This window comes from Acinetobacter portensis (assembly GCF_010646905.1).
Taxonomy (GTDB): domain Bacteria; phylum Pseudomonadota; class Gammaproteobacteria; order Pseudomonadales; family Moraxellaceae; genus Acinetobacter; species Acinetobacter portensis.
Genome location: NZ_JAAARQ010000002.1, coordinates 1,811,975 through 1,827,321, shown reverse-complemented (window position 1 = coordinate 1,827,321; position 15,347 = coordinate 1,811,975). Strand labels below are relative to the sequence as shown.

Sequence of the window (15,347 nt, the reverse complement as noted above, 5' to 3'; positions counted from 1 at the left end):
TCAACACCTATATTTAAAAAAAATCAAAAAAATGCTTCAACCGTTTATTTATCAAGCATTTTACATATTTTTTAATCAATTTCTTTATTTTAATGCAGCACTAAAGCTCAACATTCGGTCTAAAGGTAGCTTTGCACGTGTTGCTAAAACAGAATCAACAAAGATTTCTTGATCCTTTTTTTGCAAGACTTCTAAAATTCCATCCAATTCATTCATTGCCATCCACGGACAATGCGCACAAGAACGACACGTTGCCCCTTCTCCTGCTGTTGGTGCTTCAATTAAAATCTTATTGGGTACAGCTTGTTGCATTTTGTAAAAAATACCACGGTCTGTTGCAACAATCAGTCTTTCATGTGGCAATGTTTTAGCCGCTTTAATAAGTTGAGATGTGCTACCTACTGCATCTGCAATGTCAATTACAGATTCTGGCGACTCAGGATGAACCAAGACAGCTGCATCTGGATATAAAGCTTTCATGTTTTCAATACCACGTGCACGGAATTCTTCATGCACAATGCATGAACCGTCCCAAAGCAGCATATCTGCGCCTGTTTTCTTTTGAATATAACGCCCTAAATGCTGATCTGGTGCCCAAATTATTTTTTCACCCAAACCATCTAGGTGTTCAATAATTTCTACAGCACAACTTGACGTGACCACCCAATCTGCTCGTGCTTTTACAGCAGCAGAAGTATTGGCATAGACCACAACCGTATAGTCAGGATGTTCATCACAGAATTTAGTAAATTCATCCACAGGACAACCCAAATCTAAAGAGCAGGTCGCTTCTAGTGTTGGCATGAGCACTGTTTTTTCAGGAGATAAAATTTTAGATGTTTCGCCCATAAATTTAACACCTGCAACAACAAGCGTTTTTGCAGGATGATCTCTACCAAAACGTGCCATTTCCAATGAATCTGAAACACATCCACCTGTAAGTTCTGCTAATTCTTGTACTTCAGGATCACAATAATAATGCGCAACCAATACCGCATTTTGCTTTTCTAATTCTGCTTTAATTTGAGCAAATTTTTCTTGTTTAACTTCTTCGGTTAAATGAGAGTCTTTAGATTCACCTAAGCGATCTAAATGCGCCTGTACAATTGATTTAGCTTCATTAGCAATTAAGTTGTTGGTCGCATTATTCATAACAACGTCTTCTCTATCCATATTGCTTACGTTATGTAAGTGATCCTAATATCTGATCAATTTTTAAGTTTTTTGACCAGCAAGTAAAAAGTAGCAGTTATAAAAAAGCCTCACAACGGAGGCTTTGTTTAAATTTAGCTTTAAGAACGATAATCTGCATTAATCTTGACATAATCATATGATAAATCACAGGTATATACCGTATCTTTGGCTTGCCCTCGACCTAAATCAACTCGAATCGTCATTTCAGTTTGAGACATGACACGTGCACCTTCTGCTTCCGTATAGTCTTCAGCTGCACCGCCATCTTTACAGATTTGTACATCATCCAACCAAACTTGAATTTTTTCAACATCTAAATTTGGCACGCCTGCATAACCAATGGCAGCCAAAATACGCCCCCAGTTTGGATCTGATGCAAAAATTGCCGTTTTTACCAATGGTGAATGTGCAATGCTATAAGCAATATCACAGCATTCTTGCGTATTTCCACCGCCTTCAACCGCAACAGTAATGAATTTCGTTGCGCCTTCACCATCACGAACAATAAGTTGAGCCAAACGTTTCATAACACGTGTAAGCACTTCGAGAACAGTTGCATAACGTACATCATGAGTCGATGCAATTTCAGCACCGCCTGCCTGCCCTGTTGCCACAAAAATACATGAATCATTTGTAGATGTATCACCATCTACCGTAATACGGTTAAATGATACATTTACAGTTTCATTTAACAGTTGTTGAACAAGTTCACGACTGATAGGTGCATCTGTAGCAACATAGCTCAACATGGTCGCCATATTTGGACGAATCATGCCTGCACCTTTTGAGATACCCGTCATGGTGTATATCACACCATCTATTTCAAATTGCTCAGATGCACCTTTTGGTGTTGTATCTGTGGTCATAATGCCTGTTGCAGCATCTAACCAAGCATTTTCATTTAAGCTTTCTAATGCAGGTTGTAAACCATTAACCAAACGCTCAATTGGAAGCTGCTCACCAATCACACCCGTAGAGAATGGTAAAACTTCGGATGTAGATACACCCGCAAGTTCTGCTAGCTTCGCACACGTTGCTTCTGCATTTGCCATGCCTGTTTTACCAGTACCCGCATTGGCATTTCCTGTATTAATTACAAGATAACGTGGATTGGTAATTTTTAGATGCGCTTTAGAGAGATGTACAGGTGCTGCACAAAATGCATTTTGCGTAAATACACCTGCAACATTTGAACCTTCTGCAAATTCAAAAATAACAAGGTCACGTCGGTTTTGGTAACGTACATACGCTTCAGCCGAACCAATTTTTACACCTTTCACCGCATGCATTTGCGGCATAGATACGTCACCTACAGCCATTTTAAAACTTCCAAATTAGTTTTATATAGAAAACCACAGCTTATTAGAAATTCATCGAAAAATCGAGCAAAAGCAAACCAAGAGTGAGTTTTTATTATGATTTATAAATTTTAATCGCGTATATCAAAAAAACCAGCCTTGAGGCTGGTTTTAAATATCAAATATTTTAAATTATTGTGCAGCTAATAATGCCTTTTTCGCATTTTTTTGACTTTCATCAGATAAAGCAGGATTAGATGCCACAATACGATCTGCTGTTGCTGATGTAGCAGGTGCAATCGCTTCTGTTTGAATTAACACAGGACGTTGATTTGGATTATCAATTTTATACTGAATACCTGTACGCGGGCTTGCAACCGTTACTTTACCATCGATAACAGGTACTTGATTTACCGATTTTTCAGTATTTGCAAATGCAAAAGAAGGAACTGCCAATGCAGCAATCATGAGTGTTTTTAATACTTTTTTCATTATGGTTTCCATATATTAAATTTCAATGTGCCATTAAATATCACTTAATGCGCTGAACTTCAATTATTAATCGAAATGACTGAGCCCTTTCTGCTCTATTCATAACAAAAAAGCAGAACCGAGTGTTCTGCTTTTTTGTTAAATAAAATTTAATTCAAATTAAATTTTACCGTGACACTGCTTATATTTATTTCCTGAACCACAAGGACATGGCGCATTTCTGCTGACAGGTGGAGTTATCTCATCTTCAGTTATTTGTTGAGATTCTTCTTCAGATGATTCTTCGATAAAACCATCAACATCGGCATGTGAAAGATTCAATTTCATTGCTTCTGCTTGAGCCTGCTGTTGTGCTTCCAAAGCCGCTAATTCTTCAGCCGTTGGCACATGAATACGAGATAAGTCCATTACAACATCTGACTTAATCACACCCAACATATTTACAAATAAGTTAAATGCTTCTTTTTTGTATTCTTGCTCAGGATTTTTTTGTGCATAACCACGTAAATGAATCCCTTGGCGTAAGTAATCCATTGCAGCAAGGTGATCTTTCCAATGGCGATCTAATGCACCCAACATGAAATGACGTTCAAGCATTGCTGCAGATTCATCACCCATTTGTTCACGACGACCACGGTAACGCTGCAGAATTTCATCGTAGATACGTTCAACAAGAGCTTCTTCATCTAAGCGACGATCTTCCTCTAACCAACGAGAAACTTGTAGCTCAACACCAAGGTCATCACGTAATGCAGCTTCAAGACCTTCAATATCCCACTGATCATGAATAGACTCAGGCGGAATATAATCTGCAATTAAACCTTTAACGACTTCTTGATGCATTTCTTCAACGTATTCTTGAAGTGTACTTTCAGCTAGAATTTCATCACGTTGTGAGTAGATGATTTTACGCTGTTCGTTGTTTACATCATCGTATTTCAATAAGTTTTTACGAATATCAAAGTTACGCGCTTCTACTTTGCGTTGCGCATTTTCGATAGAACGAGACACCATTTTGTGTTCAATCGCTTCATCTTCCGTTAAACCCATCGCACGCATCATACCCACAATACGATCACCAGCGAAAATACGCATTAAGTCATCTTCAAGTGATAGGTAAAAACGTGAAACGCCTGGGTCACCTTGACGACCTGCACGACCACGAAGCTGATTATCAATACGACGTGATTCATGACGCTCTGAACCAATAATGTGTAAACCACCAGATGCAAGAACAGCATCATGGTTTTTTTCCCATTCAGCTTTTAAACGAGCTTCATCTTCACTAGTAGGTTCTTCAATTTTTGCAAGAAGTGCTTTCCAGTTACCACCAAGTAAAATATCTGTACCACGACCTGCCATGTTTGTTGCAATTGTCACAGCACGTGGAGCACCTGCTTGCGCAATAATATCTGCTTCACGTTCGTGTTGTTTTGCGTTTAACACTTCATGCGCAATACCAGCATCACGAAGTTTATCCGATAGAATTTCAGATGCTTCAATGGTTGCTGTACCAATAAGAATAGGTGCAACACCTGACTCATGAACACGCTGAATTTCTTTAATAATTGCTGAATATTTACCATTACGATTTAGGTAAATTAAATCGTTTTCATCTTTACGAACCATTGGACGGTGCGTTGGAATAAGAACAACATCTAAACCATAAATTTCTTTCATTTCTGCAGCTTCAGTATCTGCAGTACCTGTCATGCCTGACAGTTTTTTGTATAGACGGAAATAGTTTTGGAATGTTGTTGTTGCCAAGGTTTGGTTTTCGGGCTGAATTTCTAAGCCTTCTTTTGCTTCTACAGCTTGATGCAAACCTTCAGACCAACGACGACCAGGCATTGTACGACCTGTATTTTCATCAACAATAATCACTTCACCATCATTAATGATGTATTGAACATTACGTTGATATAAATAATGCGCACGAATTGCAGCAGTCACATGGTGAACAAGGTTCAAATTAGATGAAGAATATAAGCTTTCACCTTCTGCTAATAAACCCATCTCAATAAGTTCATTTTCAACTGTTTCAAAACCAATTTCAGTCATTTCAACTGAACGTTGTTTTTCATCAATCCAGAAGTGACCACCATCTGCCACTTTTTCTTCTTTCTGTGGCTTCAACTTTGGTGGAATTGAGTTGATCGCAGCATAAAGCTGAGATGAATCATCACTTTGACCTGAAATAATCAGTGGTGTACGCGCTTCATCAATTAAGATTGAGTCAACCTCATCAATAATTGCATAAATTAAACCGCGCTGTTTTTTCTCACCAAGAGAGAACACCATGTTGTCACGAAGATAGTCAAAACCAAATTCGTTATTTGTACCGTAAGTAATGTCGGCTTTGTAGGCTTCCGTTTTTTCCATCGGGTCTTGCATTGAGTAAATTACACCAATGCTTAAACCTAAAAATTCAAATAATGGACGGTTTAACTCGGCATCACGTTGCGCCAAATAGTCATTCACAGTAATCACGTGAACGCCTTGACCACTAATTGCATTTAAATAGCAAGCTAGTGTACCCATCAGTGTTTTACCTTCACCGGTACGCATTTCTGCAATTTTACCTTCGTGAAGTGTAATACCACCTACCAACTGAACGTCATAATGGCGCATTCCCATAATACGTTTTGCTGCTTCACGGCAAACTGCAAACGCTTCTGGTAATAACTTATCTAGACTTTCGCCAGTGTTATAACGTTTTTTAAATTCTTCGGTTTTTGCAGATAAGTCCGCATCACTTAAAGCTGATATCGTCGGCTCGAGCGCATTAACTTTTTCAACAATTTTGCGCATGCGTTTAAGTTCGCGCTCATTTTTAGTACCGAAGATTCCTCCGATCAGACTTGCCAACATGAATAGACTCTCTAAATCTTGCTTATCAAAATAAGTTTTTCTTAGTCGTTATTATGGTGTTAGAAATTTGAAGTACAAGGGTTTTGCACAAAACCAATATAAAAATAATCTTCGCGTTGCTAAACACTGAAACCTAAGGGGAAACAATGTATCAAATTTTAATCTTTCTATATATAGATAAGTCCTGATTTTATCGCTTGTTTTTTAAAGCAGTTAATTCAAACATATCTAATAAAGAGATAAACAACACATAAAAACATATTTTATTTAGCTAAAGAAATCATCCATATTATTTTCAACAAATAACATTTCCAATATTCTGAGGCAAAAATGAGTTTACGTTTAGGCGATATCGCACCTGATTTCACACAAGATTCTAGCTTGGGACAAATTAACTTTTATGAATTTTTAGGCAATAGCTGGGGAATTCTATTTTCACATCCTGCCGATTACACGCCAGTATGTACAACGGAGCTTGGTTTTACTGCAAAACTAAAAGATGAGTTTTCAAAGCGTGGCGTAAAAGCAATTGCTCTTTCTGTCGATTCCGTTGAATCACATCATGGTTGGATTCAAGACATTAATGAAACTCAAAATGCGACCGTAAACTTTCCAATTATTGCCGATCAAGATCGTAAAGTATCTACGCTGTATGATTTCATTCATCCTAATGCAAGTGAAACCCTTACTGTTCGCTCGCTTGTCATTATCGATCCAAATAAAAAAGTACGTTTGATTATTACCTACCCTGCATCTACAGGTCGTAACTTTAATGAAATTTTACGTGTAGTCGATTCCTTACAACTGACCGACAACCATAAAGTTGCAACGCCTGCCAATTGGCAACATGGCGATGATGTTGTAATTGTTCCTTCATTAAAAGATGAGGCTGAAATTCAGCAACGTTTCCCTAAAGGTTATACAGCAGTAAAACCATATTTACGCTTAACAGCTCAACCGGAATGATCTTTCATACTTTCTTTTAGAAGCTTCCTTTGACGAGCCAAGTTTCTAATATTTATTAAACCTGCCTGATGGCGGGTTTTTTTATTTTCCTTAAATTAAGTTTCTTTTATTTTTAAAATTAATTAATATAAACAAATCTCATAATTTATAAAAAATATGAAAAAAATCACATTCACCTTTTTAATTTTTTCATCTTTGATATTTACTGGCTGTGTTGAATCACCAACACTACCAATTGAATCTCGTCCAAGTCATTGGGGCAAATCTATTAATTCTAATCATAATTTTTATGAGATGAGTTCCTTCGTCTATCGTAGTGAGCAACCCGTATCATCACTTATACCAGACTTAAAAAAACATAAAATCGATGTAGTAATTAACTTAAGAAGTAGAGATAAAGATTCTGAAATACTCAAAAATCAAAAGTTAAAATTAATACATATACCCGTAAATACATGGGCAATGAATCGCGATGATTTATTGGAAGTTATGAAAACAATTCAAAGTGCTCAAGCAAGTAATCAAAAAGTTTTAATTCATTGTTATCACGGTTCGGATAGAACGGGAGCCTCTATCGCCATGTATCGAATTATTTTTGAAAACTGGACAACAGAAGACGCGTTAAATGAAATGAAATATGGTGGATATGGGTTTCACCCTATTTGGATTAATATTGAAAAAATCTTTAGCCCTGAAAATATAAGATGGATTCGACAACAAGTATCGAATCCATCTTAAAAAACAGCTAAATTGAATTAATTTCTCTTATCTAAAGGAACCCAATCGATTACCCAAGCAGATTTCATTCCTAGGCTAGCATCGGCTGCAATTTTCTTACGTGCTGCATCTGCGGTTTCACGATCTTTAGATGGGCCAACCATGATACGAATCCCTTTTGAAGTTGGACTCTTGGTGACTTTAAAACCTTTCGATCTTAATTTTGCAGCAACAGCATCTGCATTTGCCTCATTTACGGCTAAAGCAACTTGAACCATCCATTGCTTATCACCATTTTCTAGCAAATTACGTGCTTTATCTGCCTCTGCTTTTTTCTTTGCTTCAGCTTTGCGTTTTTCTTCAGACTTTAACTTCTCATCTGCTTTTCGCTTTTCCTCAGACTTTAATTTCTCATCCGCTTTACGCTTTTCCTCAGCTTTCAATTTTTCATTGGCTTTCTGTTTCGCTTCAGCTTCAGTTTTTTTCTTATCTTCTGCTTGACGATCTAATTCAGCTTGGCGTTTTTTCTCAGCATCTTTTTTAACATCATCAGCCTTTAATTGCGTTACTTTCTGCTGATCTAACTTTTTTTGAGCCGCCAACTTTTCCTCAGCAATACGCTTTTGTTTAATTTTTTCATCTTCAACAAGCTCTGGCGGAATATTGTCAGAGCTTTGATTCGCACCTGTTCTGCGCGTATTCATAGCAGCATATTCTTCTGCGGCTTTACGCGCAGCTTCTGCTTCGGCTTGTTGCTGAGTTGCTAAAAATTCAGCTGCTCTTGCTTCTTGCTCTGCAACTGCTTTTTCACGTGAACGTTTCTGTTCTTCAAGCAAGCGTTTTTCTGTTTCAACATCCACAGTTAAAGGTTGAAGTTGAATCATTTCAGCTTCATTTGACTTATTTGATTGTTGAACTTGCTCAACAAGTTGGGGCTCGGCTTGGTTTTGATGTATTTCTTCTTTGCCCTTCAAAAGCAAGGCTGCCAACAAAATACCACCACCTAATAAAACAACGCCACCCATCCAACGCTGCTTGTTGTTCATTGACATTCTTCCAAATACTCCCATACGGCTTCCAAGGTGTGGAATGAACCACACACAAGGATCAGCTGATTATTTTTCGATTCATCAAGTGCTGATTTAAACGCCAACTTTACACTTTCAAAGTGCTGTAAATTTTGATCTTTTAATGCTTCATCAAGTTGATGAATTGTTGCTGCACGAGGCACTGTTAATGGCGCAATTTTCCACATTAATACAGTATCTTTCAACAGCTGCGCAACTGAATTTATGTCTTTATCTGTCAACATTGAAAAAACACTGATCACCTCAGTGAACTGTTTATTGTAATTCAAATAATTTTTCAATTGTTTTAACAAGAACTCAACACCATGTGGGTTATGTCCTGCATCAAAAATAACGGTTTTGCCTTCAACTTGTCGAATTTCAAATCGACCTTGTAATTTTGCTTGTTGAATACCTTGTACTATTGCTTCTTGCTTAATGTCTAAACCACTCACAAGAATAGCAGCAACAGCAGTAGAAATATTTTCGAGAGCTAAAGCACCCAATGGTAATTTTAATGTGCAACCTGTAGAGGCAAACATCCATGCCTGACCATCTTCAGTAAAACGATAAAAGTAATCACGATTTACCGCAGATAAAGATGCATTACACTCATTTGCTTTATTTAAAATAGCTTGAGGAATGTCTTGTGATCCACCAAAAATTACGGGAATATTCGGACGAATAATTCCTGCTTTTTCAAATGCAATTTTCTCAATAGTATCGCCTAGCCAATCGGTATGATCTAAACCAATATTGGTAATAACGGCAACATTAGGATCGACAACATTAACAACATCTAGTCGTCCGCCTAACCCCACTTCAAGCACCCAAGCATCACATTTTTTATCTTTAAAAATAACAAATGCGGCCAGTGTTGTTGCTTCAAAAAATGATAAAGATAAGTCACATTCACGACGTGCATCATCGACCTGAACAAAGGCATCGACCAAAGCTTGATCATCAACCTCTATACCCGATAATTTCACACGTTCATTAAAACGATAAATATGCGGTGATTGATAAAGACCTACGTTATAGCCTTGCGCTTGTAATATTGCCGCTAAAGTTGTGCTTGTAGAGCCTTTACCATTTGTTCCTGCAACAGTAAAAACTTTCGAATTTGGACGAGTTACACCTAGCTTTTCAGCAACAGGAATAACGCGTTCCAAACCTAAATCAATACCCGTAACGTGAACATGGCTCCAATAATCGAGCCATGTGTTTAAAGAGTCTGTTGCAAGTGGTGCTTTGTTCAAGGCAAATTCATCAATTTCGTCACAATGCGATATACAGTATCACGTAATGCGTGACGGTGTACGATTTGATCGATTACACCATGATCAAGTAAATACTCAGCACGTTGGAACGGTTCTTCCAATTTTTCACGAACTGTTTGTTCAATAACACGTTTACCTGCAAAACCAATCATCGCTTTAGGTTCAGCAATATGTACATCGCCTAACATTGCAAGTGATGCTGTTACGCCACCATAAACAGGATGTGTTAATACAACAATATACGGTAAACCTGCTTCTTTCATACGTTGAATTGCAGCAGATGTACGTGCCATTTGCATCAGAGATAACATCCCTTCTTGCATACGTGCACCACCTGAGGCAGCAAAGCAAATTAAAGGTTGTTTCGATTGAATTGCACGCTCTGCAGCTTGAACAAAACGATCTCCAACAACCGTACCCATTGAACCGCCCATAAAGTCAAACTCAAAAGCACACGCAATCATCGGTACACTTTTCAATAAGCCTTGCATTACAACAAGTGCTTCAGTTTCACCTGTTTTTGTTTGAGCTTCCGACATACGATCTGGATATGGCTTGCTGTCTACAAATTTAAGTGGGTCTTTGGCTTTAAATTCTTGACCAAGTTCATTATCAACTTGATCGAAGAACCAATTTAAACGATCACGCGCTTTCATGCGTAAATGTTCATCACATTGCGGACAAACAAAAGCATTGAAAGACATCGCTGTACGCGTCACTAAAGCATGACACTCCGAACATTCGATAGTCGGTTCAGTAAATGTAGATTTATATACTTGCTGTTCATCTGGAACATGAATACTTGGAACAGCACGATCTGTCCACGGCGTAGTAGGGCTAAGAATCTTCCCTGTTTTCACTTCTTGACTCATACTAACTCATCGAGCGCAGCTCGAAGCTCCTTAACTTTATTAACCGTTTCTATAGCGGCTTGTTCTGGTGTTAAGTTCGCAAATTGTTTTACAAAAGCACTTCCTACAATTACAGCATCTGCTACACCGCCCATTGCTTTTGCAGAGGCAGCATCGCTAATACCAAAACCAACACCGACTGGAAGATTTGTTTCAGCTTTAATTTTTTCAATACGCGCAGCAGCTTCAGAAACATCTAAGGTTGCCGCACCTGTAACGCCTTTCAAAGATACATAGTAGATAAAACCGCTTGCCTGTTTCACAACGTGTTTAATACGTTGATCTGTAGATGTTGGTGCAAGTAAGAAAATTTGATCCATATCAAACTTTTTCAAAACTACATCTAAGTCATGCGCTTCTTCTGGTGGTAAATCTACAAGTAGAACACCATCGACACCACATTCATTAGCATAAGATACAAATTTTTCATAACCAATCACTTCAACAGGGTTCAAATATCCCATTAAAACAACAGGTGTTTCTGTATCTTTTTGACGAAACTCTTTCACCATATTCAAAGCATCTAAAGTATTTGTTCCACCTGCCAATGCACGTTCTGCTGCAAGGGCAATAACTGGACCATCTGCCATAGGGTCTGAAAAAGGAAGTCCAAGTTCAATCACATCTACCCCTGCTTCAACCATATTATGCAGTAACGGAACCGTTACTTGTGGTTGAGGGTCACCTGCCATGACATACGAAACTAAAGCTTTACGCTGTTGAGATTTAAGCTGTGCAAATCGAGTGGCTAAACGTGACATAGGGTTGTACTTTCCTTGAATTATTTAAAACTGAGGAGTTGCTTTTGTAGAAATACAAGACAATGCATTGTAACGCTATTTTTTAGTCATTGAATAGCACTCAATACTTTGCTTTTTATATTCTGTTTGCAAATCTTCTTCATCAGAACAATCCGAAAGGTACATTTACCGATATTTCGTTTTTTTACACAATGATCAAAGATGCCTATTTTTAGCTTTTCTGAATTTTCCGATATTTTAGATAAACTTAGATTTATTCAATAAAAATCATATAAATAAATTACTTAGCATTTACATTTAAAATTTACTGAAATAGCAAAACCTGCATTATACTATTCGCATTCTTATTTTTTTTATCTCCTATGACCTCCGATCATCCTGATAAAGTGCACGCTCGCGCGCTTGCACTGCTCCCCCTTATTGTTTTTTTGTCGCTGTTTTTAGGTAGTGGTATTTACCATTCAATGATTGGTACAGAATTCGCTTTTTATCAAATTAAAGCACCTGTTGCTGCTATTCCTGCCATTATTGTTGCGGTTCTACTATATAGAGACAAACTCAACGTAGGTATTGATGAATTCTTAAAGGGTGCGAGTCATCCTAATTTAATTCTCATGTTTATGGTGTTTATGCTTGCGGGTGCATTTGCCAGTACAAGTAGCGCCATTGGTAGTGTAGATGCCACGGTACAACTGGGCTTATCGATTATTCCTCCTACATTTGTACTACCCATGTTGTTCCTCATTTCAGCTTTTATTGCAACGGCAATGGGCACATCAATGGGAACTATTGCAGCGTGTGCGCCTATTGCATTTGGCTTTTCTCAAGCAACAGATATTGCCCCTGTTTTAGCCATTGGCGCAGTCGTTGGTGGATCAATGTTTGGCGATAACTTGTCTATGATTTCGGATACCACAATTGCTGCAACAAATAGTCAAAAAGTTCAACTTAGAGATAAGTTTAGAGTCAATGTATGGATTGCTGTTCCTGCCGCAATCATCACTATTTTTATTTATATGCTGTTAAGTCATAGCGCACAAAACATTGATTATAAAGATTATGACCTATGGTTAATTCTGCCGTATGTTGCTGTTTTTGTATTGGCATTCACACGTTTACACGTACTTGCTGTTTTAACCATTGGTGTGATTTTATCTGGAATTATTGGTTTAATTGACTCAACAACTTTTGACTTTTTAAAGCTCAATAATGCAATTTACGACGGCTTTGTCAGTATGTTCGAAGTTGCCTTACTTTCAATGTTCTTGGGCGGTTTATCTTCCATTATGCAAAAAGAAGGTGGTTTAGAATGGTTAATTCAACGTATTTATAAAATTACCCGCTTATTTAAAGTAGGTAGACAACGTGCAGGTGAAATTGGCATTAGCCTTCTTGTAATCTTCTCTAACTTATTTGTTGCGAATAACACCGTTGCCATTATTTTATCGGGTGATATGGCACGAGAAGTTGCGAAAGAATATGGAGTAGATCCTAAACGTGCTGCAGCTTTATTAGATATTTTTTCATGTGTTGTGCAAGGTTTAATTCCTTATGGTGCTCAACTTTTATTGGCGTGTTCTATTGCTAAAATTTCACCTGTAGAACTCATTGGTAGTATTTATTATTGTTGGGTACTCGCGATATTTGCTTTACTTTCAATTATTTTTCGCTTTCCAAAATTAAAACAAATTTAGATTTTTCAAGCGGTCTTTAAGAAGACCGCTTTCATTTAAGTTTAAATCAAAACAATTCATCATCTTATAAAGTTATTAAAAATAAATCTTTTACAACAGCATCGCAGAGTTTTTATTCAACAATAGGTATTTAAAGTTTATGATATGCCCCATTCGGGTTAAGCACCGCGCCTTAACTTCCTAAATTCATTTATGCCAAAGCGTGTTTTATATGCCTTTTAAAACAAAATTACACAGTCATGGATATCTCATAATGGTCAATGCCATTATTGCGATGTTTATTTCATGCAGATATTTTGCATTTTTACCTGAATTTCCAAGTGATATTTTAGGTTTAAGCTTTTTAGTCTCTAGCCTTTTTTCTCATATGGCACTTTTAAGTGCTGTTTTAGGTCTATTGCTCATACCTTTCTTATTATTACCGACGATCCCACGTCGTTTTATTATTTCAGGTGTGGCTGCATTTGGCTTAATTGCGTTATTTTTAGATACCGTGGTCTATTCACAATATAGATTTCATGTAAATGCTGTAATGCTTGAATTGGTGATGTCAGGGCAAGTCGTAGATTTTCCTATCGTAACTTGGATTATGACTTTTATTGGCATTGCATTAATTTGGGCATTTCAATACTTTCTCATATCAAAATTAGAAAATGGCATTCCACGCCCCCAATGGAAATTAGGCAAAAAATTTGCTTGGCTGACTTTTATCACCCTTTTAATGTCTAATGGTATTCATATTTGGGCAGCAGCAAACGTTTATCAACCCGTTACGGTAACAAAACGTTATTTACCACTTTTCCAACCTGCAACCTCTACAAAAACAATGAAAAAAATGGGTTGGTTAGATGAAGCCGCGATAGAAAAACAAAAAGCGATGTCATTAGAGCGTAAAAGTGATATCAACTATCCACTAAGTCCAATTCAATCTAATACTGTTACCAAACCCACAAATATTGTCTTTATTGTTGTAGATTCATGGCGTGCAGATACCTTTAATGCAGATGTCAGCCCAAATATGTGGCAATACGCGCAACAAGGTAAAATTTTTGACAATCATATTTCGACAGGTAACTGTACACGTACAGGTATTTTCGGTCTGTTTTATGCCATTCCAGGAACATATTGGCATGGTATTTTAGTCAATCGTCAAACGCCTGTATTTATGGATCGCTTACAAGCGATGAATTATCAACTGGGTATCTTCGCGGCCGCAAAACTGACAAATCCCGAATTTGATCAAAATATTTTTGCAAAAGTACCTAACTTGCGCATTAGTTCTGAAGGCCGTTCGCCTGATGGCTTAGATGTGGGTTTAACTCAAGACTGGCTAAAATGGTACGACAAACGCGATAAGAACAAACCAACTTTCTCGTTTTTATTCTACGATTCACCACATGGTTATGCTTTCCCGAAAGATTACCCACATCAATACAAGCCAATGCTTGAAGAAGTGAATTATCTAAAACTCAGCAACGATACAGACCGCTCACTCATGATGAACCGCTATAAAACAAGTGTTCATTATGTCGATAGCTTAGTGAAAGAAGTTTTAGATAAAATCAAAGCCTCTGGTGATGCTGATAATACCTTGGTGATTATTACAGGTGACCACGGTCAAGAAGTAAATGACAACATGGAAAACTTCTGGGGACATAATGGGAACTACACCGATCCTCAAGTGAAAGTTCCTTTAGCCATTATTGGCCCTAAAGTGAAAGATTCAACCATGATGCAATGGGATAAAGACACATTCACAAGTCATCAAGATATTGTTCCAACCATTATGAAAAATTATTTAGGTGTTAAAAACAATATTCATGATTATTCAGTAGGTGAAGATTTAATGGCACCTATAGTAAAACGTGATTGGATTTTAGCTTCGAATTACAGTAGTTATGCCGTAATTACGCCTAAATCAATTTTAGAAGTTGGTGCTGTTGGTCAATATGATTTATTGGATAAAAAGAACAAGCCACTTAAAGGTCAACAGCTGAATGGAAAATATCTACAAGCTGCGTTAGAACAAATTAGTCGTTTTAATAAATAAGTGACTTTAAATAAAAAAGGCTTCTTCGGATGCCTTTTTTATTGCT

At 37.4% G+C, this 15,347-nt stretch carries 12 protein-coding genes; 4 read left to right on the top strand and 8 right to left on the bottom strand.

Annotated elements, in window-relative coordinates; genetic code table 11:
• Positions 1-84: 84 nt before the first annotated feature.
• From nadA to secA, 4 genes are all read right to left on the bottom strand, one after another.
• Positions 85-1,152 (bottom strand): quinolinate synthase NadA, encoded by a 1,068-nt coding sequence (gene nadA / locus GTK57_RS08650; RefSeq protein WP_152874300.1) that lies wholly within the window; start codon positions 1,150-1,152, stop codon positions 85-87.
• Positions 1,153-1,292: 140 nt separating this feature from the next.
• Positions 1,293-2,513: a bifunctional glutamate N-acetyltransferase/amino-acid acetyltransferase ArgJ gene (argJ, locus tag GTK57_RS08645; protein WP_152874299.1), complete on the bottom strand. Its 1,221-nt coding sequence runs from the start codon at positions 2,511-2,513 to the stop codon at positions 1,293-1,295.
• Positions 2,514-2,684: 171 nt separating this feature from the next.
• The gene (locus GTK57_RS08640) at positions 2,685-2,984 is read right to left on the bottom strand and encodes a hypothetical protein (RefSeq protein WP_152874298.1); all 300 of its coding nucleotides are present in this window, start codon (positions 2,982-2,984) and stop codon (positions 2,685-2,687) included.
• A gap of 159 nt (positions 2,985-3,143) precedes the next feature.
• Complete coding sequence (gene secA / locus GTK57_RS08635; RefSeq protein WP_152874297.1) at positions 3,144-5,855, bottom strand: preprotein translocase subunit SecA; 2,712 nt, start codon at positions 5,853-5,855, stop codon at positions 3,144-3,146.
• Positions 5,856-6,185: 330 nt separating this feature from the next.
• On the opposite strand from secA, the gene GTK57_RS08630 reads away from it, so the two are divergent.
• Entirely contained in the window at positions 6,186-6,821 is a 636-nt protein-coding gene (locus GTK57_RS08630; protein ID WP_152874296.1) for a peroxiredoxin, read from the top strand.
• A 156-nt stretch (positions 6,822-6,977) separates the two neighbouring features.
• Entirely contained in the window at positions 6,978-7,559 is a 582-nt protein-coding gene (locus GTK57_RS08625; RefSeq protein ID WP_152874295.1) for a dual specificity protein phosphatase family protein, read from the top strand.
• 17 nt (positions 7,560-7,576) lie between these two features.
• Here the strand turns inward: GTK57_RS08625 and GTK57_RS08620 are convergent, their stop codons facing one another.
• From GTK57_RS08620 to trpA, 4 genes are read right to left on the bottom strand one after another with little or no spacing between them, the layout of a single operon-like run.
• Positions 7,577-8,584: an SPOR domain-containing protein gene (locus GTK57_RS08620; RefSeq protein ID WP_152874294.1), complete on the bottom strand. Its 1,008-nt coding sequence runs from the start codon at positions 8,582-8,584 to the stop codon at positions 7,577-7,579.
• Entirely contained in the window at positions 8,581-9,864 is a 1,284-nt protein-coding gene (gene folC, locus GTK57_RS08615) for a bifunctional tetrahydrofolate synthase/dihydrofolate synthase (RefSeq protein WP_152874293.1), read from the bottom strand. The genes GTK57_RS08620 and folC overlap by 4 nt, the downstream gene beginning before the upstream one ends.
• Positions 9,861-10,757, bottom strand: a complete 897-nt coding sequence (gene accD / locus GTK57_RS08610; RefSeq protein WP_152874292.1) for an acetyl-CoA carboxylase, carboxyltransferase subunit beta — start codon at positions 10,755-10,757, stop codon at positions 9,861-9,863. Before accD ends, folC begins: the two co-directional genes overlap by 4 nt.
• A complete protein-coding gene (gene trpA / locus GTK57_RS08605; protein WP_152874291.1) occupies positions 10,754-11,557 on the bottom strand; it encodes a tryptophan synthase subunit alpha in 804 nt (267 codons plus the stop codon). The genes accD and trpA overlap by 4 nt, the downstream gene beginning before the upstream one ends.
• Positions 11,558-11,919: 362 nt before the next feature.
• Here trpA and GTK57_RS08600 point away from each other — a divergent pair, with 362 nt between their 5' ends.
• Positions 11,920-13,251, top strand: coding sequence for a Na+/H+ antiporter NhaC family protein (locus GTK57_RS08600; RefSeq protein ID WP_163122712.1), 1,332 nt, complete (start codon positions 11,920-11,922; stop codon positions 13,249-13,251).
• Between the two features lie 253 nt (positions 13,252-13,504).
• Positions 13,505-15,301 (top strand): DUF3413 domain-containing protein, encoded by a 1,797-nt coding sequence (locus tag GTK57_RS08595; protein ID WP_330221021.1) that lies wholly within the window; start codon positions 13,505-13,507, stop codon positions 15,299-15,301.
• Positions 15,302-15,347: the final 46 nt, after the last annotated feature.

What these genes read in the sequence shown, in the direction of transcription:
- nadA (WP_152874300.1), bottom strand. Translation starts at nt 1,152, where the DNA reads ATGAATAATGCGACCAACAACTTAATTGCTAATGAAGCTAAATCAATT.
- argJ (WP_152874299.1), bottom strand. Translation starts at nt 2,513, where the DNA reads ATGGCTGTAGGTGACGTATCTATGCCGCAAATGCATGCGGTGAAAGGT.
- GTK57_RS08640 (WP_152874298.1), bottom strand. Translation starts at nt 2,984, where the DNA reads ATGAAAAAAGTATTAAAAACACTCATGATTGCTGCATTGGCAGTTCCT.
- secA (WP_152874297.1), bottom strand. Translation starts at nt 5,855, where the DNA reads ATGTTGGCAAGTCTGATCGGAGGAATCTTCGGTACTAAAAATGAGCGC.
- GTK57_RS08630 (WP_152874296.1), top strand. Translation starts at nt 6,186, where the DNA reads ATGAGTTTACGTTTAGGCGATATCGCACCTGATTTCACACAAGATTCT.
- GTK57_RS08625 (WP_152874295.1), top strand. Translation starts at nt 6,978, where the DNA reads ATGAAAAAAATCACATTCACCTTTTTAATTTTTTCATCTTTGATATTT.
- GTK57_RS08620 (WP_152874294.1), bottom strand. Translation starts at nt 8,584, where the DNA reads ATGAACAACAAGCAGCGTTGGATGGGTGGCGTTGTTTTATTAGGTGGT.
- accD (WP_152874292.1), bottom strand. Translation starts at nt 10,757, where the DNA reads ATGAGTCAAGAAGTGAAAACAGGGAAGATTCTTAGCCCTACTACGCCG.
- trpA (WP_152874291.1), bottom strand. Translation starts at nt 11,557, where the DNA reads ATGTCACGTTTAGCCACTCGATTTGCACAGCTTAAATCTCAACAGCGT.
- GTK57_RS08600 (WP_163122712.1), top strand. Translation starts at nt 11,920, where the DNA reads ATGACCTCCGATCATCCTGATAAAGTGCACGCTCGCGCGCTTGCACTG.
- GTK57_RS08595 (WP_330221021.1), top strand. Translation starts at nt 13,505, where the DNA reads ATGGTCAATGCCATTATTGCGATGTTTATTTCATGCAGATATTTTGCA.